The following is a 21,187-nucleotide window of genomic DNA, read 5'->3' as shown; positions in this document are numbered from 1 at the left end:
AGTCTTTATCAAATACTATAAAGAAGAGCGGTTTTGCATGGCTTGACCAAGTGTCATACTATCAAGATACTCAAGCTCGCCGCCCATCGGCACGCCTTGTGCCAAACGAGTGACTCTGCTCACATGACGATTGACGGCTTCGCTAATAAAATGAGCAGTGGTCTGACCTTCAACGGTTGTGCCCGTTGCCAATATAATCTCTTCTACGGGTTCTTGCTTGACTCGCCACACCAGTTGGTCAATATTTAGATCATCAGCACTGATACCATCGATAGGTGATAAATGCCCGCCCAGCACAAAATAACGACCACGGTACCCTGCTGTCTGCTCAATGGCCATCACATCTGCCGCCGTCTCAACCACACATAGCAAACTGTCATCGCGCCTAGGGTCTTGGCACAGAGGACATACTTCTTCATCACTAAAGCTATGACAGCGCTGACACTCAACGATATCGCGCATGGCTTCATCGAGTGCTTGGGCAAGTGCCATGCCTTGCGGGCGTTTTTTGCTGAGCAGATGTAACGCCATTCGCTGGGCGCTTTTTTGACCGACACCTGGCAAAATACGCAGCTGTTTGACTAGCTGATCAAATTTGGCTGTAAGCAAAGTGACTTTCCTTTAGTTGACTTTATTTAACTGAATTTATAAATCGTAGCTATAAAAATGGGGTCGTATCGTGTCGATAACAACCCCATTTTTGACTTCAGTATGACATATTTAGCGCTTAGAACATGCCTTGCATACCTGGTGGTAGACCCATACCTGAGGTCGCGCCTGCCATTGTTTCTTCATACAACTCGTCCGCTTGACGAACCGCATCATTGATGGCTGCCGCAATAAGATCTTCGATCATATCAGGCTCGTCTTCTAGCAAACTTGGATCAATAGTCAAACGCTTGACCACATGACGACCCGTCATCGTTACTTTAACCAAGCCACTGCCCGCTTCGGCTTGTACTTCTTTGTTAGCCAGCTCTTTTTTAGCCGACTCAACGTTTGCTTCTACTTTCTTTTGCATCGTTTGTGCTTGTTGCATCAATGCTTGAATGTTCATAGTTGCCTCTTTATCTTTTATATTTGAATGTTATACGGTGCGCATCGTAATTAGTAGTCATGAACCACGTAAAGTTCATGTCATGCGTGAACAGTGATTATACCGCTATCTTTACAAACTGTCTAAACCGCGTGCCAAGTCTTTGATGATATCTTCGACATCTTCTAAACCGACTGATAGACGAATCAGACCATCTTTAACCCCCGCTTCGGCACGAGCTTCAGGAGTCAGGCGGAAATGCGTGGTCGTTGCAGGATGAGTAATCGTGGTTTTGGCATCACCCAGATTATTGGTGATAGAGACCATTTGGGTCGAGTCAATCACATGCCACGCTGCTTCTTTTGTATCGCGGCTGTTTGACTTATTACTATCAGACGCTTTGACTTCAAAACCCATGATAGCACCGTAGCCGTCTTTCATATGATGCTGACGTGTGGCAAGTTCGTGTGCGCTATGATCGCTCAAGCCTGAGAAATGCACGGTGCTGACATTAGGATGATTGACCAAAAACTCTGCGACTTGATTGGCATTGTGACAATGCGCCTGCATACGTAATTTAAGTGTCTCAAGTCCTTTAGTAAATACCCATGCATTAAACGGGCTCATGCTGATACCGCCTGAGCGTACCACGGTAAATGCGTCTTGCATCAGCTTATCACTACCAACCAACGCACCGCCCAATACCCGACCCTGACCATCTAAATACTTAGTCGCCGAGTGAATAACCACGTCCGCACCTAAATCTAGTGGGCGCTGTAGAGCTGGCGTGGCAAAGCAGTTATCAACGACGAGTAAGATATCATTGGCTTTGCATAGCTCACTCAAGTAACCGATGTCACAAATCTGCGCTAGCGGATTGCTGGGACTTTCGCAATAAATGACTTTGGTGTTTGGTTGAACAGCATTTGCCCATGCATTATTATCAAAACAATCCACATAGCTGACTTCCACACCGAACTTGGCCATATAGTTGTTGAATAGACCGATAGATGAGCCAAATAATTGATTGGCTGCGAGTAGATGATCGCCTGCTTTGAGATACGCCAGACACATGGTCAAGATCGCGCCCATACCAGAGGCCGTTGCAACAGCACGCTCACCATTTTCTAATGCAGCCAACCGACGCTCAAAAGTACGTACACTTGGGTTGGTATGACGAGAGTAGACATTACCGGTTTTTGTACCGTCAAAATGAGCAGCAGCATCAGCAGCTGATTGGTAGACATAAGAGCTGGTAGTAAAGATAGGCTCTGAATGCTCACCCTCATCGGTACGGTGTTGACCTGCCCGTACAGCAATGGTTTGCATACCATAGTCAAGACCCAAATCTAAGGCATCATTGCGCCAGTTTGGATCCAACCCGTTGGTTGAGGCTTTTTGGTTCAAACTGCTTTCATCTTTCGTTTGCGACTGACTCATAGACGTTCCGTTGCTTTACTTTGGTTGGTATAAAATGACTGCTTATTTTTCTGATTATCAAGCAAATTCATCAGGGTTATCATATCATGTCGCCTTATTCTACACATCTGGTTTCAGAGTACCCCGAAATATTATTATCATATGCTGCACTGCTCACGTATACAGATTCTGTTATCGCGATATAAATTGGCTAGATTATAGTAAAAGCAGCCATTTCATCTAACAAAAATAACGTATTTATAATAGGCAGATATGCAAACAGCTGCTAAGCTGAGCGGCGATTTGGGTTTTGCCGTTGGTGATATGATGATAGAGCATCCAATCAATGCTATTATCTCTAAAATAGCTGAACGATTTCAGCACATTACTTATTCATACATTTTATTTATCAGTATTATTTAGACTCACTAAGGTAAACTCGTTATGTCGACGTTCAGTATAAAAGCAAACACTTTATCGCTCAGTCTAACGCTTGGTCTGACTTTGGGTCTAAGTGCTTGCCAGAGTCTACCTGAGCAGCCGCACCTGTCTGATAGCCAAGAGTTATCTGCCCGAGTCAATGCATTATACCAACAGTCAGATAGCCCAGACTCTGAACCAGCAACCACAGCAGAGCCAAGTCCCACTGATCTGGTGACTGCCATCACTGCCCAAAATGAGATCCACCCTGACTTATCAGGCTACCATCCGATTGTCACTGGGGCAAATGCGTTTGCAGCGCGTAGTATCTTGACAGGTATGGCCACGCGCAATATCGATGCCCAGTACTATATTTGGCATAATGACCAAGCTGGGCAGTTACTTTTAAAAGACTTATGGGAAGCCGCTGAACGCGGTATCATCGTGCGTTTGTTGTTAGATGATTTTAATAACAGTGCAAAGTTTGATCAGCACTTGCTACGTTTTGCTAGCCACCCTAATATCGCAGTGCGCATCATCAACCCTTTGATGCACCGCAAAATGCCGACCTTAAACTACGTCACTGGTTTGCCGCGTATCAATCGCCGTATGCACAATAAGAGCATGACTTTTGACAAGCAAATCACCATCATTGGCGGACGTAATATCGGCAACGAATACCTAAGTAACGATCAAAGCAGTCAGTTTGCAGATTTGGATGTTTTGCTTATCGGAAAGGTGGTCGCAGACATTGACAATAGCTTTGGCAGTTACTGGTCATCTCCTTTGGCGTTTGATATTGAGACCTTAGCCGAATTTGATACTGACGTTACGCCTGACTTTTTAAAGGCTTTGGACAAGCTCGGTATCGATGAGCAAAACAACGAAGGCAGCAGTTTGACTGTCTATAAGGCCGCTATCGAAGACTCTACCATTGATACTGATCTGATCAACAAACAGGTGCCTTTTCGTTGGACGGACATGCAGTTCTTGAGTGATGATGTGGGCAAACTGTCTAAAAGCGTCTCCTCTGAAACCAATTTGGTTCACCAACTGCGTACGTTACTTGGTAGCCCAACCAAACAGCTGACCATTATCTCTTCTTATTTTGTACCGACCAAAGATGGCGTCGATACGTTGGTGAAACTGGCTGAATCTGGCGTTGATATCAAAATATTAACCAACTCATTTGATGCGACCGACGTGACCGCTGTTCATTCTGGTTATAGTCAATGGCGCCCTAGCCTGCTGCGGTCAGGCGTAAAAATATACGAGCTAAAATCGACGGCAGCTGAAGAAAAACGTGACAATAAACTCTGGCGTGCACGCAGTCAGTCATCAACCAGCCTACATGCAAAAACGTTTGCGGTAGACGACTATCAAGTGTTTATCGGCTCCTACAACGTTGACCCTCGGTCTGCCAATATCAATACTGAAATGGGTGTAATCATCAATGATGATGAGTTGGCAAGACAGCTGCACGGGGCACTGAGTGATGATTTACTAAACCAAGCTTATGAAGTTAAGCTGCTAGACAACGGTAGCTTGGAGTGGCACACCATGGAAGATGGCAAAGAAGTTGTTTATGACTCAGAGCCACGGGTCGATATGAGTGATCATATCTGGCTTACTATTATGTCTTGGTTACCCATTGACTGGCTACTGTAATATGTAAACTCTTTTCTAAATAGTCCCTAAAATTGCAGGATGTGCAGTTTTGCTTTTGTTAAAAGCCAAATCCTGTAATCAAAGTTCTTATTACAATACACAAAATTACTGTTCCGGCGAATCATTGTTTATATACTTTGATTTGCCGGTTTTTATCATGGCCGATTATCTAAACGATGATCGTCTTAATGACCACTTTACTCCGTGGATGCGTGATCTATTATGCCGACTCGTTCTCAATACGCCCTGATGTCTAAAAAAGACAAAAATACAGTCATATTCGTAAGCTTTATCAGCGCTGTAATCTTTTTTGATTTCTTGATTTATTTGTACATTGCAGACATTGTCTCAGCTGCTATTTTCCCCGCTAATAACGATCCTACGGTTGCTAAGCTGCAAGGAATGGGGCTGTTTGTCATTGGTTACTTGGCTCGGCCATTTGGTGGTATTCTGTTCGGGCGTTATGGTGATCTCAAAGGTCGAAAGCCGACCTTTTTCCTGAGCATAATCGTTACGGCAGGTAGCTTGCTCGCAATGGCGTGTCTGCCTACTTATGCGCAGTGGGGTGCGCTTGCACCTGCGTTATTCATATTGCTGAGAATCATACAAGGTATGGCATTTGGTCTTTACGTACCGCTATCTTGGGTATTTGTGGCGGAGCATGTCCCTCGGCAGTATTTGTCAGTGGCTTGTAGCTACGTTACGGCTAGCTTTTTGGTAGGTGTACTGTTCTCTAATGCGTTTTTTCTGTGGCTGACTGACTTTATGACCACCGTACAGCTGACTGATTATGGCTGGCGTTTGCCGTTTTTTGTTGGCGCCTTACTAACCTGTCTGCCATTGTTGGTATGGCGATTGGTTAAAGAGACTCCGTTTTTCTTGGCGTTAGATAAGCCAAAAACTGGTAAGAATTTGGGTAGACCATTTACGGTGTTATTCAAGCGCTGCAAGCATTCTATCTTTGTCAGTATGGTACTGACTATAGTGATATCTAGTATCACCTCTGTCATTGTCCTACTACTGCCAGATCTAATAGAAATCAACTTTACTTTAGACAGTGATTTGTTTAGCTTCTCTCACAGTTTGGGCATTGTATTTATGATTCTTGGCTGTGTCTTTTATGGCATGATCTCGACCCATGAGAACTTTGGTAAAATTTTGGTCATTGGTTCTGTTCTACTTATCGCTCAAACGTTGGCGTTCTTTTATCATTTGCAGGCGGGTGGCGATTATATATTGATTATGTATGCACTTTTGGGATTCTGTGCCGGTATCGTGGGCATGGTCCCTGCCATTTTAGTGCAGCTATTTCCGACCAATGTACGTCTCACAGGTATCGCTTTTTGTTATAATATTACCTACGGTATCGTTGGTGTACTGATCCCCTTTGGTCTTGGTTACGCCACGACGCTTATCAGCTTCTCACCAGCGCTATATATTGCCTTTGTGGGCTCTATCGGTATTATTATGGGGCTTTACTTCTATAATTTGCCCGAATTCAAAAAAATTGATCATGTTATTTTATAAATAATGGATCAGTCACTGATTTGAACAAAGCTTAAAACTAAGGTGCAATGGGATGTCTCATCCATTGCACCTTATCCATTTATTTAAGACACAAATATTAAGGCTCAATAATCATGGTTGATATGACCAACAAACGCCTCTCAGTAGCTCCTATGATCGACTGGACAACTACAGATTATCGCTACTTTGCACGACTGTTCAACCCGCATACGTATCTATATACCGAGATGATCAGTACTGGTGCATTGATACATGGTAACCGAGCACGGCATCTACGTTTTGATACGCTCGAGCATCCGCTTGTATTACAGCTTGGCGGTGCAGACATCGATGAGATGACGCAGTGTGCTGAGTTTGCTCAGCAGTACGGCTATGACGAGGTCAATATCAATGTCGGCTGTCCCTCTGATCGCGTACAACATAATAAGATAGGTGCTTGTCTGATGGCAGAGCCCAAAACGGTTGCCGACTTGGTCAAGCACATGCAAGCAGCTGTCGATATTCCAGTGACGGTCAAACACCGTATTGGTATTGATGACTTTGACAGTTACGAGTTTATGGTAGATTTTGTGCAGACTGTTGCAGCAGCTGGCTGTACGCGTTTTATCGTTCATGCACGTACCGCGTGGCTACAAGGGCTGAGTCCTAAGCAAAACCGCGAGATACCACCGTTACGCTATGATGATGTCTATCGCTTAAAGCAAGACTTTCCTGAGCTAGATATTGAAATCAATGGTGGTATCGACACGATAGAAGACATCAAAACGCACCTGCAGCATATCGATGGCGTGATGATAGGACGAGCGTTTTATCATAACCCGTACCTATTAGCAGAGGCCAATAGCTTGTGGGGCGAGACAACACCCGAGACTATCCCTAAGCGCTCAGAAATCTTGGCACGGCTATATCCATATCTAGAAGAACAAATTGAAAAAGGCGAAGCACTCCCAACAATGACGCGACATTATTTGGGATTGTTTCAAGGGTTGATGGGCGCACGTAAATGGCGACAAGCACTAAGCGGCAAACCTCAGCTTACCCTCGATGATGTCAAAAGAGCGGCAGATGAAGTATTGTTGTTAAATCCTGACGCATAGCACAGATTGGCATGCAGTCAATTTAACAGACTACAGATTTTAGCCACTACTGTCATATTGTCACTATTACAATGTCAATTTTGGCTACGATACTTGTGAGAGATACTGCCACATCGCTGCCCCATTATTAATGATATGTAGTGCGATTGGCAGTAATAGTGACCCTGACTTAATACGGGCATAGCAAAATATCAGTGCCAGTACCACAATAGTGCTGATCTCATAAATACCGTACTGCACATGGATAATAGCAAATATCAAACTTGTCACGATACTTGCTACTATCGCACCGTGATGCACAGAGTATGACGGCGCTGTGAACTGCTCTGCAATCGCTGACCATAAGATGCCCCGAAAAATAACTTCTTCGTAAATTGGGGCAACGACTACCATCGCAAAGACCAACAGCCATATTGAGCTTACCGATTGATATAGTGGATCGACAAAAACCAGCGGTGTCATATCTAGCATATAGGTCAGCGCTTGACTGGCAATCATAAATATCAATAGCACGCCCAGCATACCCATACCTACCGCAAATGAAAACGGCTTCAATGTTAGGTACTGACGCACCTTACCGCCTCGTAGACGAATAATGAGAATACTGGTCGCTACCAACAGTACGCAGCCTATGACTATCGAGATACTTACGACCGTCCCGTCATTACTACCAAAAAAGAATATATCCCCCATCGATTCATTTTTTGTAGCAGGTAATACCAGCTTGCCAGCGATATACACGCCTACCAATTGACTGATAAAAAATGCCAACACCATGCCTACTGTTAGTACAAACGCCCCTAAGCGCGAAAACAATGGCGCACGATGAGGCAAGCGCTCTCTGTCAGACGGTTCAGCTAGGTTATTTGGCGTAGAGTTTTTCGGCGTAGAGTTTTTCGGCGTAGAGTTTTTTGGCGTAGAGTTTTTTGGCGTAGAGTTTTTTAGCATAGGTTTGTTGGACACAGAGTTCTTGGACATATCAATATCACTTAGCAAGTAGACAGTCAGCTCAGATCCAAGAGCCTGACAAATTGATGATACATTACTTTTATTTTGGCAGTTGCTGCTCGATCAAGGCGAGCACCTGCATTGAGACAGACTCTGGATGCTCTAGCGGGAACATATGACCCCCTTTATGCGTCTCATAAGGAATGCCTAAACGCGACTGTATCTGTTGAGGGAAGCGACGTTTTAAAAAGATACTATCTTGACCTATAATCAAGGTAACAGGCACCTTCGGACCACGATTTGGTGCTAGCCAATACCAAGAAGGATTGGTGCGGAACACTTCGACTTCACTGGCTTTGGGAATGGCCAATGTGACCTTACCGTCCGCGCGTTCATGCAAGCCATGATCGATATATCCTTGAAAACTGCGTTCATCAAAGTTTTTAAAAAATCCTTTGTGGCGCATCTTTTCATAGGCCTCATTTCGGTCATCCCATACATCACGGCGATGTTTGGACACGCCTGCTGGTGATAGTTTGTCCATCAAGCGGTTATTCATAAGTGGCAATCTATCTGCTGTTTTTGCCAAATGCCACAATAAGCTGACTTTGCCATAAATCCAAGGCGGATCCATCAGTACGGCTTGAGCAAATAGTTCTGGCCGACGGTACGTTGCCTGCAAGGTACACATGGCTCCTAGGGAATGCCCAACACCTGCGACCTGCGCGACGCCATGCTTGTCACAGGCATCTTTTACACTGTCAATAATCTGCTGCGTTAGACTACGCCAATGATCGTCTACGGGGTAATCGGGGGTATCGCCCAACATGGCGATATATTCAATCGTAAAGAACGCTGACAATCTCTCAAAGAATGGCTCGTAAACAGCGCTTGGCATCCCATTGGCATGGGCAAAATGTAGCACAGGTTTATTGGTGATCTTGGAGACAGGTAGCACCGCAAAGGTCTGCGAATTTATTTCATCACTCATAACAGGCTCTCTTTGAATCGTTTGGTTTGTCTATTATTTTTAGTGGTTGTCATATTATTGCATTGTCATATTGTTGCATTGCCAACATAAATACCAGACATGCTCTATAGCAAGTCTGATAATTGGCATATATACGTCGCTTATCTGGTAATTCTTATAACTTTAAACCATATGTTTTATTTAAGGTTGCACAAAATTAAGGCTGAGCATAATTATATGCCCAGCCTTAACAATCATACACACTATATCTAAAACATAAAACGCTTAACGCATTTTTGCATCACCATCTTCTTGCGGTAAGAAACCATCAAGGCTGACGCTTGAGCCGATACCTGCCCCTAGTTTTACGGCAAAACGATCCATAAACATTTGGAACGGGTCAGTTGGACTATAGCTGATTACGGTATCTAGCTCTAACTGACGACTCAAACTGGTAATGCTACCGTTGTCGTCTGCTAGGCCCAGCTCGATAGACTGCTCACCTGTCCAAAACAGCCCTGAAAACAGTTTGTTTTGTTCAGGGTTTTTGAGACGGTCGCCGCGACCTTCTTTTACTGCATTGATGAAATGCTTATGCGTATTAGCCAGCACTCCTTCAACATGCTTTTCTTCATAATCAGTCAATGGACGTGACAAGCTTAAGATGTCTTTATACTCACCAGCGGTAATCGTACGATCTTCTACACCAACTTTGTCCATCAGACCTTCGACATTGTAGCTTGGCATAATGACACCGATAGAGCCGACCAAGCTCGATGGGTTGACATAAATCTCATCTGCTGCAGAAGCAATATAGTAAGCACCTGATGCGCCGATATCACCGATCACTGCATAAAGCTTTTTGTCCGGATACTCTTCACGTAATTCCATCATAGTCTGCCAAATTTCATCAGACTGTACAGGTGAACCACCAGGTGAGTTAATATCTAATGCAACGGCTTTGGAGTTGCTGTTTTCAAAGGCACTTCTTAGCGCATCATTGACATCGTAGGCGTTGGCCACATCATCGCTACTAATTACACCTTGCAGCTCTACTACAGCTAAATGCGGTGAGCTGGTATCTACGGCATCCATACCTGTTGGCGCGCTACTGCAACCGCGACCTAGGGTCAAAAATATCAATAAAATATAACCAAAGGTTAATAATTTAAAGAAAATGCTCCAGCGACGAGCGCGGCGCTGCTCGACCACACTAGCTAATAAGGTATTTTCTAGCACCTTCCATTCTTGTCCACTCGGCGCGTTTGGTTGCTGCATTTGTGTTGGCTGATGTGGCGAATTATCAGGACGTTTGTTAGGGTCTGGTGGCCAGTTGGGCATATAACTTCCTAAGTCAGAAACAAGCTAAAACAATAAAAAGATGAGGTTGACAGATACCACTAGAAGTAATGGTCTCTATGTCAAATCAGTCATCGGTATTCATGGGGTGCTAAGTATGGTTGTATTTCGACCATGGTTCAATAGTATAACTGTGAAATATCACTATATTGTAACGCTGGTAGTATCAGCATTATTCTTGAGGGCGAACAGCTTCAATATCAACACTATTATCAAGCGTGTTTAACGACAATGCCACTGGTAATGGCTTATCATCGTAGGTCATGACAGTATCAACGCTTTGACGAACCATGACATCGGCTATCACCTGAGAGGTACTATGACCAAGCCAGGTTGTATTTTTAAATACTGCGCGCCCGTCAGCTAGATCGGCCGTACATAGTAGCGACCACATTTGCCAGACGCGCTGGTGTGTATCGGTATCTAAAATCAGTCGTGAGCGAGAAGCATCTGTACGACTAGTCTCCAGATAACCACTGGATAATTGCGAATGAGGGTTTATAAGTGGTGACTTGAGTGGATCAGCTGCATTGTATCTTCGTACTTGTATAGGTGTGCGACTATCAATGGCAATTGTACAGTCCCAAACACTAGCGTCGGCTATCTGGCTCCAGCCTGTCATTGCCTGTATTGATATATCTCCGTTTGCAAGCTGCCATACACTTCCCTGCTCGCAGTTTTGGGCACTGATATTTGTTTGACTCTTGACACCGCTTGTTGTTTTGTATGCTTGCTGAAACGTAAGCCAATGCTCAGAGCGCCCTGCTTGCCAATATCGACTGATCGGTAGGCGCTCTCCCAAATGAATGACTGTTTTCGGTAATAACTCAGAGTTGTTGGTGCTAGAAATCATGCGTTGATTATCAGAGGTCAGCGTATCCGTCAGTCCGACGCTACTGCTCTGTACTATGACACTCTCCAAACGATTAACCGATAAGCTCCCCAGTTGCTGCTCTAAAGAAGCAGACAGTGTATCTGCTGTCAAACTACTCGGCATGGTTCGTGTAGAAGCGGGTCTGTGATCAGCTAAGAATAACCAGTTACTACTTTCTTTGTTTACGGTAGGATATGTTAGCAATGCTGCCGTTATATACGTATCACCCGTCGGTAGGACATACAGTGTCGGCACTATGGTCAGCGACTGCTGATTGGCATACACCGTCATCATCAATAGCGTCAATGGTGGCAGTATCAACCAACGACTGAGCAGACCTCTAGGCAATAACCAAGGGAGGATACTCAATACCACCATAAATAATATAGCCATACTCACTGGTGTATAGAGCCATGCCTCTGACAGTGCTGGCAATGACGTTAACCAACCAATCAGCTCATGTAAGCTGCTGACAATAGTAATCACTAGCGACCAAATACTATCGGCTACCATAGGTGATAACAGATAACACAGTCCTGCTAGTAGATTAAGCGGTACAATCACCCAACCCAAAAGCCCAATGGCAAATAAATTGACCACCAATCCCCATAATGAGGCCTTGCCAAATAAGATCAATGTGATGGGCAGTAAAGTAAAGAATAGCCAGAACTGTAGCTTAAAAATACGCCTGACAGCTCGTAAAGTATGCTTCAATAGCGCCGTGCTTACGTGAGTGCTTTTATTATTCGTATATGGCCCTGCCAACTCAGCGGTACTGTGCTGATGTAACGTATCGTCATATTTGAGCAATAGCGCTACTGCAATAAAGGACAACCAGTATCCTGCCTGCCAGAGCACATAAGGATCATACCATGCCATCAGTATGGCCAGCGCCAATAGTACTCGAATCGTACTAATAGGTAGCAATGTCACTCTCACAAGTCCAATCGCTAGTAGCATCCAAGCCGTACGAGCAGCAGGTACATCAAAACCTGTAAACAACGCGTAGATAAAGGCTGCACCAATCATTGTCCACCAACGCACTTGCCAGCGCGGAATATAACGATAAAGTGCTGGACATAACTGATTAAGCAGCAGCACAATGAGACCACCTAGTACAATAGCCAAGAACAATACGTGCGTCCCTGAGATAGCCAGTAAATGAGAAATACCTGCCAGTTGATACAAATCTTTGGTATCTCGATTAATTAGACTACGATCGCCTGTGAGTAAGCTCAACGTGACAGCTTTAGCCTGCTGTTCTGCTGTCGTTTGTGCTGACCAGTCTCTATAAAAATGCTGTCTTAATTGCCAGCGCCCTATATCAATATGCAAGCGCAAGCGCTCAAGATACGAGTCAGAAGTCGGATTTTGATGTGACGCCTCATTCAGGCTAGCTTTGTTATTACTTACGGTCAATGGGCTGATAGCCAAGATATTTGCGCTGCCATTAATATGCCGACCTCGCAACCAGCGATAGCTATCAAAACCAGAAGCGTTGTTTATTGTTTGATCGGAGGCCACCAATGGCGCAAGTGCTAAACTCATAAATAGCGTATCACCAGGCTGCAAATTATTGAGGTTTGAGAGTGTGGCATCAGTCGACGCACTTTTTGGATAAGCATTAAGTAATGCTCGGTACGTGACGTTACTCTCGTTGTCTTGGTTAGAACGATTGGTGTTGTTATTACTTAGGCTATTTTTTGCTATATAGTCTCTTGTACTATTTGCCAAATCTTGAGGCGTTAATTCAGTTATTAATGGCGTTACATTTGTTAGCACGGCTACTTGTCGATAGCCACTATCTGCGGATGGACTATAGACACTATCGCTTAGCCCTTCAATACGAACAAGCGCTTGCACACGTATAGGATCGGTGATTTCTGCGGCTGCAGCTTTATGATGTGTCACTAACGCCTGTAGCGCGCTACCTGCTACCAACAAAGTGGCTAATATGGTAAATAAAAAGTACTTAACGATACGAGATGAGCGTTCAGCATTTTTGAATATGCTGCTTGAGGTGTGATGATTTGTTGCTGAGGAGACATGACACTGGGTAAGTGTCAGTAGAATAATAGAAAATAATATAAGTAAGATGAACAAACCAGACGTACTAGCCAGCCCTATCGAAAACAGTTCAGTAGGGATCGCCACCTTGTCTGCGACTGTCAAAGTCCCCATCATAGCAATAACGACGAGGCTGCCAATTAACCAATACACCAGCACTCCTTGCTTGATGGGCAAAATAAGATAACGTCGTTCGCTATGGTTATTTATGCCAATAAAGGCATAGACATAACTGCATTCGTAGACATATTGGAAGCAACTGAATGAGCATAGTTATGATGCAATAGCATTTATATTTATATTACCCTATACTGATGAGAAATACGAAGGTGATGCCTGTCTGACATCACTGCCCTATGTATACTCACTATTACTTTTTATCCATAATATTACTCTATACCAGCCCCTCAACATCATTGAGCGGACTGTGGTTAACGATTAAAGGCGATCCTGTGCCCCAAAAACGTCTAAAAGACTTACTTCCTACACCAGAAAAAGTCCTAGAAAGTCGCACCTTAAAATTATTCGCGCCGCATTTAGCAGACCCACGTTTATGGCATTTTAATCGCCATAGTCTCAACAAGGCGGTTTATATTGGTGTGCTCAGCGCGTTTTTTCCATTGCCAGGGCAGATGTTATTGGCCTTAATTGGCTCGCTTATTTTTCGAGCCAATGTACCTATGGCGCTCGGTCTGACATGGATTACCAATCCACTGACTAGTCTACCAATCTTTTATGCTGGATATTATATCGGCGCAAAAATTATTGACGCACCTGTGATCAGTTTGCGGTTTATCGGTAGGATGATTGCAGACTTTAGCTTATGGGCGCTATCGGATGGTGCCAATCCATTTATTACCTATAAAGGCACAGTATCGCTGACAGCATTTTGTATCGGATTAACGCTTTTGGCGGTTGTAACCAGCATTATTTGTGGACTTGCCTTTAAGGCAGTGTGGCGCTATAAAACCGTTGCAAGTTGGCAAAAACGTCAGAAAAAACCCACTGACAAATCCTTTGAGCCTTAATACCGCTTATGTCAGTCCAGCGGTATTAGGGTTGTTTTTGATTGATACCGCTACTCTGCTTTGTTCTTATCTATGGCGGCTTTGAGCTTATCTGTAAAGTCTTTGTCCATAGAGACAATCTCAATAACTTCATCGTTTTTGCATAGCGTATAACGTTTACCAGTTGCGCTGTCTTGAACCTTGAGATCAAAATCAACCCCAGCTAGAGTAATCGCATCAAACACTGGCGAGATTAAATCCTTTTGCTCTTGACTATCGATAGTCTCAAACACAGACGGATCGATATACGGCTTTAATGGCTCATCACCTTCTTCAGCACTACCAAAAGCAGCGATTGGATCGTCATCTAAATTCATCATATGTGTTCCTATAAAATAGATACAGCAGCTGATTGGTAGCCGCCTCAGTATCTCTTGCTATTAAATATCTACTCGATAATACAACAATACATTTCGCTAGAATAGCCCTTATTAGCGCCAATAGACAATACTTATGTCAATCTGAAATTCTCGTCATATGGAGGGTTAATACTGCTCCCAATGACCATTGCGCAGTAACAATTGACGGTCAGCAAGCGCCGCTAGATTACGATCATGTGTGACCATCAATAATGCCGTTTGCATCGTGCTCTGTAGCTCTGACAACAGTCCAAAGACGCTTTGCGCATTGTCGTAGTCCAAGTTACCAGTTGGCTCATCTGCCAAGATAAGCGAGGGCTTGGTCACTAGCGCACGCGCAATCGCCACACGTTGACGCTCACCGCCTGAAAGCTCACCTGGTCTGTGCATCAGTCGATGCTCAAGACCGACATTCTCCAAAATCTCAATCGCTTGGGTGCGTGCCTGGGTCGTTGAGACTTCTGGACGCATGAGCAGCGGCATCGCAACGTTTTCAACAGCGGTAAACTCTGCCAACAAATGATGAAACTGGTAAATAAACCCCAAATGCTTGTTGCGCATGGCACCGCGTTCAGTCTCATTCATGCTATTTAGTAGCTGACCATGTAGCCATACTTCACCGCTGGTTGGTGTATCGAGACCACCAAGTAAATGCAGTAAGGTACTTTTTCCTGAGCCACTGGTACCAACGATAGCGATGCGCTCACCAGCATGAACCGTTAGATCGAGACCCGTCAATACTTGTGTACTGACTGCACCCTCATCATATATCTTGTTGATATTGGTCGCCTTCAAAATGGCAGACATAGCGCTTCCTTTATTTTATTTATTTTGATATTTGTGCGTTTAGGCTATTCGTAGCGTAGCGTTTGAGCTGGCTGAATCTTGGCTGCGCGACGTGCTGGATAAATAGTCGCCAAAAAGCTCAGTACAAACGACGCCCCTGTAATCAATAACACATCAAGCAAACGCAGCTGTGAAGGCAAGTAATTCACAAAATACGCATCAAACAGATTTAGATTAAAGACTTGATTGATAAAGCCCAAAATATCACTGACAGTCAGTGCAAATATCACACCCAATATCGTACCAGCAACCGTACCGATCACACCGATAACCACACCTTGAACCATGAACACTTGGGTAATCAGTCGAGGTGATGCGCCAAAGGTTTTCAAGATCGCAATATCGGCTTTTTTATCAGTAACGAGCATCACAAGACTTGAGACAATATTGAAAGCGGCCACTAAGATGATCAAAAACAGCAGCAAACCGACCATGGCTTTTTCCATTTGAATCGCCCCAAATAGATTGCCGTGCGTCTGTGTCCAGTCGTTAGGATACAGTTGCTGAGGAGCAATAGCAGCGGCTTTCTCTGCTGCAGCTGGCGCTGTAAAGATGTCGTCCAGTTTCATACGTACGCCCTGCGCACCCTCAGGCAGACGTAATAGTTTGGCGGCATCACCCATCGGGATAAATGCCATGAGACTATCGACTTCTGGGCTAATAGTGAAGATGCCTGTCAAGGTGAAGCGCTTAAATCTCGGTATTACGCCTGCGGGTGACGGTGAGGCCTCTGGCAGTACTAGAGTCACCTTATCCCCTATCTGCAAGCCCAAAGACTGAACCATCTCCTCGCCTAATACGATACTAAAGTCACCGCTTTGCAAGGTATCAATACTGCCTTCGATCATATGCTCATTAATGATGGAGACATCTTTTTCGTATTCAGGCTCTACGCCAGTCACCATGATGCCTGCGACTTGACCGTTAGATGTCAGCATGCCCTGTAATTGGATAAAGGGTGCCACCGCCGCCACTTCTGGGTCTTCTTTTATTTTATCCGCCAATTGTTCCCAATCGCCGATGATCTCAGTAGATACCACCGTGGCCTGCGGCACCATACCCAAAATACGGGTTTTTAGCTCGCGATCAAACCCATTCATGACTGATAGCACCGTAATCAATACGGCAACCCCAAGCGTCAAACCGATCATTGAGATGAGTGATATAAAGGAGATAAAGCCATTACTGCGCTCTGCTCGGGTGTATCGTAAGCCGATAAATAACGCTAAAGGACGAAACATATTCAAACTCTTTATCTTATCTACGTGCGACTTTATATAGGTTGGATAATGAGCAGCAGTCAATGCATCAGACATTTGCTACTGCTCACATATAAATCGAACACAAAAACAGGGTTTCAGACGAGCCAAAGACAGCCGTCAAAAGGGAGCTAGTTTGACACAATTTGGCTGATATGTGCCAGTCATTAGCAAGTACTGAGAGGATTTTTTACCAAAAAACTGGTTTCTGTTATTATTTTTGAGAGAGGGTCTTGCTATTAGCTGGGTCCATACCTATATATTATATGCTAAAGACAATTGTCGTTAACCCCACATTGTGATTTGTTCATGCTTTGCTGATCATATCGCTGACATCATAAACCAGTAATTTGAAATACTGAATGGTGTGTAAGTAACAGCAGTATTAGATACAAACCTCACGCTGACTTAATTTTGAGTATTTTCATGACTATAAATTATCAATATAAAAACATTCAATCTCCTACCAAGATCACGTTGACCGACGAGCAGTCTGCAGGTCACGGTGATCACTGGCGTATTTTGACCGATGACATGAGTCAAGATGTGCCAGAGTGGCTACAAAAAATGATTGAAGTCGCCGCCATGCCCAAAGGCCTGAACAACAATGTCAGTGCAAAAGACAGCTGTTTGTTGTTATCAGAAGATCAGCCTTGTCATATTAATCAAGTGCTAGCGATGAAAGATGGCAAGCCTGAGCGCTTTATCAATGCATATCCTTGCGTCGATAGCCCTTACGGTCTTGACTGCAAAATCGAGCGCGTCATCGCCAATGACAACTCGCACGATGCAGTGTTACGCCTGCGTACTGCTGATGGCAGTATCATTTATGCATTTGATCAGCTCTATACGACCAACCGCCATCTGTATCAGCGCGATACCTCTTATTTTGTGAATTTTAGCGCATGGGCACATGAGATTAAGCTAAGCGAACAAAATGAGGTAATCATGGTAGAAGATCAAGAATCTATCCGCTATCACCGTGCCTTTAACGATATCGTTGCAGCAAATGACGGAAAAATTCCAGATGACTTACAAGCGCAAATCAGTGAGTGGAAACCTGAAACCAAAGAACAAATGGCGCCTGTCGAAATAAATCTAGGTCATATGTGCGCTTACTTGTTTGGCGATACCTTAGGACAAGAAGACGAAGCTTGGTGTCAAGGTCAAGTCCTTGGTAAACAAGAGACTGAATTTAATGGTAAATCCATTATTTTGTTTGATGTGGTGACGCTACGTGAGCAGGATGCAGATCCGTTTGTGGTGCGTATCGGTGCTCTAAACACACCAGAGACCGCCAGTATCAAAGTACACGACTATGTACAAGCCAATGTGTGGTTACAAGCAGCGATATATAAAGAAAATCAGCAAAGCGCAAAACAGCCATCAAAAGCCAGCTAGTTACTGGATAGCTGACTGTATTATGTGCTATGACTCGTCTTCACACAAACAAAAGCCCCTAACTAGTATTAGGGGCTTTTTTGTATCTTATCGACCTTCACCATTCAAAACTCTAGATTAAAAGTCGTACAAATACGTGATTAAGTCATTGTCGTCATTGATTTGATACGAGTATATAGCTCTTTTTGCTCTGCACTTGGGCGAGCAGTTTGTACTGCCATCAACTGTGACATATCACCTTCAACACGAATTTTGCCACTCATAAAGGCACCCATGATTTGGTTGGTGTCAAAATCAGTGATGATGGATTGTAGAATGCTGCGATCCAATAGCAATGTCGTGGTCGCATCGCTATTCAAACCGCGATGCAATAGGCCATTAGCAAAATTGGCTTCGATATCTTTTTCCGTATCAGATACTTTTAGGTTGACGATCATATTAGCCAGTGCTGGTGGCAAGTTTAACTCACCCGCTTCACTACCCATCTTCTCTACTTGCTCAAACCATTCATCTGTCAAAAAAACTGCCATGTTATTATCCTTAATTGGTATTTTGTTGGGTTAATACTACTATTTAGCGTATTGACCTCATTATCAATTTATTGAAATGATTGTTATTGATAGACCTATAAGACATCGCTATCACTGATGTTCAGGCTCATTATAAGGGGCGATTTGATAATAAGTAAAACCTATTTGTATCGCTTGTAAGCCCATTGTTACAAAATTATTTTAGAAGCGCGTATTTACCTCTAATGAAGTTTGTCTCGGTTTGACACAGATACACATCTAGAATCGTGATAAAATTGAGTATAAAATAGGCAAATAGCGCAATAATAATAAGTTGCTTGCGAATTTTTATACCAAAGAGTTTGTATTTTGGCGCATAGTTCTGATGATATTTGATTAGGATTGCGTTACAATACCCTTAAACAGAGTCGGGAGTTTTAACCTAACATTACATAAAAATATTTTTTGTCAGCCGCCGCTAGCATACATCTATGGTCAGTGCGTTTTTATAGCCCTATAGTATGGGTATCTATCTTCATTAGTACCGATTTTTTCGTAATAATTAAGATATATATTTAGCCTTACAAGATGTTTGATGCTCAAAAACGGCGCGTCTTCTTATTTATCTCGATAATCTATTAACAATCCTACTATCGATTGGCTGTAAACAAGGTGCACAAAGCGCCTCTTTTTATCCATCAGTACCTACTGATATAAAACACCAGCCCATATTGATAGTTAATGAGATTATGATGATAAGCGCGGCAAAGAACAGTATGTACCGCAGCTATTATAGTTTGTCAGTTTTTATAATACCTATAGCGCGGACTGTTGGTTAATTCTGTTGATAATTCGGGCTGTAAAGGAATCATCCAATGAGTTTACAAAACACAGCAGTCGCCCCAGTTGACCGTGAGTATGAAATTACTGTCGTAAGATTTTTTACGATCATGGCTGTCGTTTGGGGCATCGTCGGCATGAGTCTTGGTGTGTTCATTGCTTCACAGTTAGCATGGCCAGCACTCAACTTTGACATTCCATGGCTGACCTTTAGTCGTTTAAGACCGCTACATACCAATGCGGTCATTTTTGCGTTCGGTGGCTCTGCCCTGTTCGCAACGTCATATTACATCGTTCAGCGTACCTGTAAAACGCGCTTATTTGCGCCATACTTGGCTTGGTTTACCTTTTGGGGTTGGCAAGCGGTTATCGTATCCGCCGTTATTACCCTTCCTCTAGGTTTGACCTCGACTAAAGAATACGCTGAGCTTGAGTGGCCTATTGATATCTTAATTGCCTTGGTATGGATCTCTTATGCCATTGTATTTTTTGGTACGCTCATCAAACGTAAAACCTCACATATCTATGTGGCTAACTGGTTCTTTGCCGCTTTCATCATTACGATTGCATTACTACACATCGTAAACAGCATGGCGATTCCAGTTAGCGCGTTCAAATCTTATTCGCTATTTGGCGGTGCAACTGATGCGATGGTGCAGTGGTGGTACGGGCATAATGCGGTAGGTTTTTACTTAACGGCAGCCTTCCTTGGAATGATGTATTATTTCGTTCCTGTACAGATTGGTCGTCCTATCTATTCTTATCGTTTGTCTATCGTTCACTTTTGGGCATTGATTGCTTCATATATGTGGGCCGGTGGTCACCATTTGCATTATTCAGCGCTTCCTGATTGGACGCAGTCATTGGCAATGGTATTCTCTATCATTCTATTCGCGCCATCTTGGGGTGGTATGATTAATGGTGTACTCACGTTATCAGGCAGTTGGGATAAGTTGCGCACCGATCCGATCATCCGCTTTATGATTGTGGCATTGTCGTTCTACGCAATGTCGACGTTCGAAGGCCCAATGATGTCTATTAAGACAGTCAATGCGCTATCGCACAACACGGACTGGACAATTGGTCACGTACACTCAGGTGCACTTGGCTGGGTTGGTATGATTACTATTGGTTCGCTATACGTATTGTTACCACGTATTTATAACAAACCAAAGATGTACTCTATTAGCTTGATCACCACGCATTTTTGGCTGGCGACTGCAGGAACGATTTTCTATATCGTATCTATGTGGATCTCAGGTATTGGTCAAGGCATGATGTGGCTTGCTACGAACCCAGACGGTACTTTGGTATATAGCTTCGTTGATACTGTTGAATTCTCGCATTTCCCATATATCGGTCGTGCTTTTGGTGGCTTCTTGTATGTATCGGGTATGTTTGTTATGGCTTATAACTGCTATAAAACACTCAAGATGCCAGAAGGTAAGCCTGTAGATGTCGCTGATCCAACGGATCATGAACCTAGTGTCGAAAAACCTTCGACAGCTAACGTATAAGGAG

The 21,187-nt window shown here is 43.7% G+C and carries 18 protein-coding genes; 7 read left to right on the top strand and 11 right to left on the bottom strand.

Annotation, left to right across the window (positions count from 1 at the left end):
* Positions 1-15: 15 nt before the first annotated feature.
* The 3 genes from recR to AC5JPO_RS00430 all read right to left on the bottom strand — a co-directional run bounded on the left by recR (position 16) and on the right by AC5JPO_RS00430 (position 2,476).
* The gene (gene recR / locus AC5JPO_RS00440; protein ID WP_493852992.1) at positions 16-609 is read right to left on the bottom strand and encodes a recombination mediator RecR; all 594 of its coding nucleotides are present in this window, start codon (positions 607-609) and stop codon (positions 16-18) included.
* Between the two features lie 118 nt (positions 610-727).
* Positions 728-1,057, bottom strand: a complete 330-nt coding sequence (locus AC5JPO_RS00435) for a YbaB/EbfC family nucleoid-associated protein (protein ID WP_319050524.1) — start codon at positions 1,055-1,057, stop codon at positions 728-730.
* Positions 1,058-1,168: 111 nt separating this feature from the next.
* On the bottom strand, positions 1,169-2,476 hold the full coding sequence (locus tag AC5JPO_RS00430; RefSeq protein ID WP_493852991.1) for an O-succinylhomoserine sulfhydrylase: 1,308 nt from the start codon (positions 2,474-2,476) through the stop codon (positions 1,169-1,171).
* Between the two features lie 252 nt (positions 2,477-2,728).
* On the opposite strand from AC5JPO_RS00430, the gene AC5JPO_RS00425 reads away from it, so the two are divergent.
* From AC5JPO_RS00425 to dusA, 4 genes are all read left to right on the top strand, one after another.
* Positions 2,729-2,878, top strand: a complete 150-nt coding sequence (locus tag AC5JPO_RS00425) for a hypothetical protein (protein ID WP_443526246.1) — start codon at positions 2,729-2,731, stop codon at positions 2,876-2,878.
* Between the two features lie 21 nt (positions 2,879-2,899).
* The gene (locus tag AC5JPO_RS00420) at positions 2,900-4,543 is read left to right on the top strand and encodes a phospholipase D family protein (RefSeq protein WP_443526244.1); all 1,644 of its coding nucleotides are present in this window, start codon (positions 2,900-2,902) and stop codon (positions 4,541-4,543) included.
* A 222-nt stretch (positions 4,544-4,765) separates the two neighbouring features.
* A complete protein-coding gene (locus tag AC5JPO_RS00415; protein ID WP_493852990.1) occupies positions 4,766-6,070 on the top strand; it encodes an MFS transporter in 1,305 nt (434 codons plus the stop codon).
* A gap of 113 nt (positions 6,071-6,183) precedes the next feature.
* Entirely contained in the window at positions 6,184-7,167 is a 984-nt protein-coding gene (gene dusA, locus AC5JPO_RS00410) for a tRNA dihydrouridine(20/20a) synthase DusA (protein WP_493852989.1), read from the top strand.
* Between the two features lie 84 nt (positions 7,168-7,251).
* Here the strand turns inward: dusA and AC5JPO_RS00405 are convergent, their stop codons facing one another.
* The 4 genes from AC5JPO_RS00405 to AC5JPO_RS00390 all read right to left on the bottom strand — a co-directional run bounded on the left by AC5JPO_RS00405 (position 7,252) and on the right by AC5JPO_RS00390 (position 13,538).
* Entirely contained in the window at positions 7,252-8,145 is an 894-nt protein-coding gene (locus AC5JPO_RS00405) for a CPBP family intramembrane glutamic endopeptidase (RefSeq protein ID WP_493852988.1), read from the bottom strand.
* Between the two features lie 70 nt (positions 8,146-8,215).
* On the bottom strand, positions 8,216-9,106 hold the full coding sequence (locus AC5JPO_RS00400) for an alpha/beta fold hydrolase (protein WP_319050529.1): 891 nt from the start codon (positions 9,104-9,106) through the stop codon (positions 8,216-8,218).
* 264 nt (positions 9,107-9,370) lie between these two features.
* Entirely contained in the window at positions 9,371-10,426 is a 1,056-nt protein-coding gene (gene sppA / locus AC5JPO_RS00395) for a signal peptide peptidase SppA (RefSeq protein ID WP_493852105.1), read from the bottom strand.
* A gap of 190 nt (positions 10,427-10,616) precedes the next feature.
* Positions 10,617-13,538 carry a ComEC/Rec2 family competence protein gene (locus AC5JPO_RS00390; protein WP_493852987.1) on the bottom strand — a complete coding sequence of 974 codons (2,922 nt, stop codon included), beginning with the start codon at positions 13,536-13,538 and terminating at the stop codon, positions 10,617-10,619.
* 299 nt (positions 13,539-13,837) lie between these two features.
* Here AC5JPO_RS00390 and AC5JPO_RS00385 point away from each other — a divergent pair, with 299 nt between their 5' ends.
* Entirely contained in the window at positions 13,838-14,413 is a 576-nt protein-coding gene (locus tag AC5JPO_RS00385) for a DUF2062 domain-containing protein (RefSeq protein ID WP_443526234.1), read from the top strand.
* A 50-nt stretch (positions 14,414-14,463) separates the two neighbouring features.
* On the opposite strand, the gene AC5JPO_RS00380 is transcribed toward AC5JPO_RS00385, so the two are convergent.
* The 3 genes from AC5JPO_RS00380 to AC5JPO_RS00370 all read right to left on the bottom strand — a co-directional run bounded on the left by AC5JPO_RS00380 (position 14,464) and on the right by AC5JPO_RS00370 (position 16,898).
* Positions 14,464-14,772: a hypothetical protein gene (locus AC5JPO_RS00380; RefSeq protein WP_319050533.1), complete on the bottom strand. Its 309-nt coding sequence runs from the start codon at positions 14,770-14,772 to the stop codon at positions 14,464-14,466.
* A 165-nt stretch (positions 14,773-14,937) separates the two neighbouring features.
* Positions 14,938-15,618: a lipoprotein-releasing ABC transporter ATP-binding protein LolD gene (lolD, locus tag AC5JPO_RS00375; RefSeq protein WP_493842893.1), complete on the bottom strand. Its 681-nt coding sequence runs from the start codon at positions 15,616-15,618 to the stop codon at positions 14,938-14,940.
* Positions 15,619-15,662: 44 nt separating this feature from the next.
* The gene (locus AC5JPO_RS00370) at positions 15,663-16,898 is read right to left on the bottom strand and encodes a lipoprotein-releasing ABC transporter permease subunit (protein ID WP_319050535.1); all 1,236 of its coding nucleotides are present in this window, start codon (positions 16,896-16,898) and stop codon (positions 15,663-15,665) included.
* Positions 16,899-17,342: 444 nt separating this feature from the next.
* Between AC5JPO_RS00370 and AC5JPO_RS00365 the strand changes: the two genes are divergently transcribed.
* On the top strand, positions 17,343-18,317 hold the full coding sequence (locus AC5JPO_RS00365) for a hypothetical protein (RefSeq protein WP_319050536.1): 975 nt from the start codon (positions 17,343-17,345) through the stop codon (positions 18,315-18,317).
* Positions 18,318-18,457: 140 nt separating this feature from the next.
* Here the strand turns inward: AC5JPO_RS00365 and AC5JPO_RS00360 are convergent, their stop codons facing one another.
* Positions 18,458-18,847 (bottom strand): SCP2 sterol-binding domain-containing protein, encoded by a 390-nt coding sequence (locus AC5JPO_RS00360; RefSeq protein WP_493852986.1) that lies wholly within the window; start codon positions 18,845-18,847, stop codon positions 18,458-18,460.
* A gap of 854 nt (positions 18,848-19,701) precedes the next feature.
* Between AC5JPO_RS00360 and ccoN the strand changes: the two genes are divergently transcribed.
* Positions 19,702-21,183, top strand: coding sequence for a cytochrome-c oxidase, cbb3-type subunit I (ccoN, locus tag AC5JPO_RS00355; RefSeq protein WP_493852985.1), 1,482 nt, complete (start codon positions 19,702-19,704; stop codon positions 21,181-21,183).
* Positions 21,184-21,187 lie beyond the last annotated feature (4 nt).

It is taken from the genome of Psychrobacter sp. H25, assembly GCF_059076335.1.
This window is presented reverse-complemented; position numbering and strand designations above follow the sequence as displayed.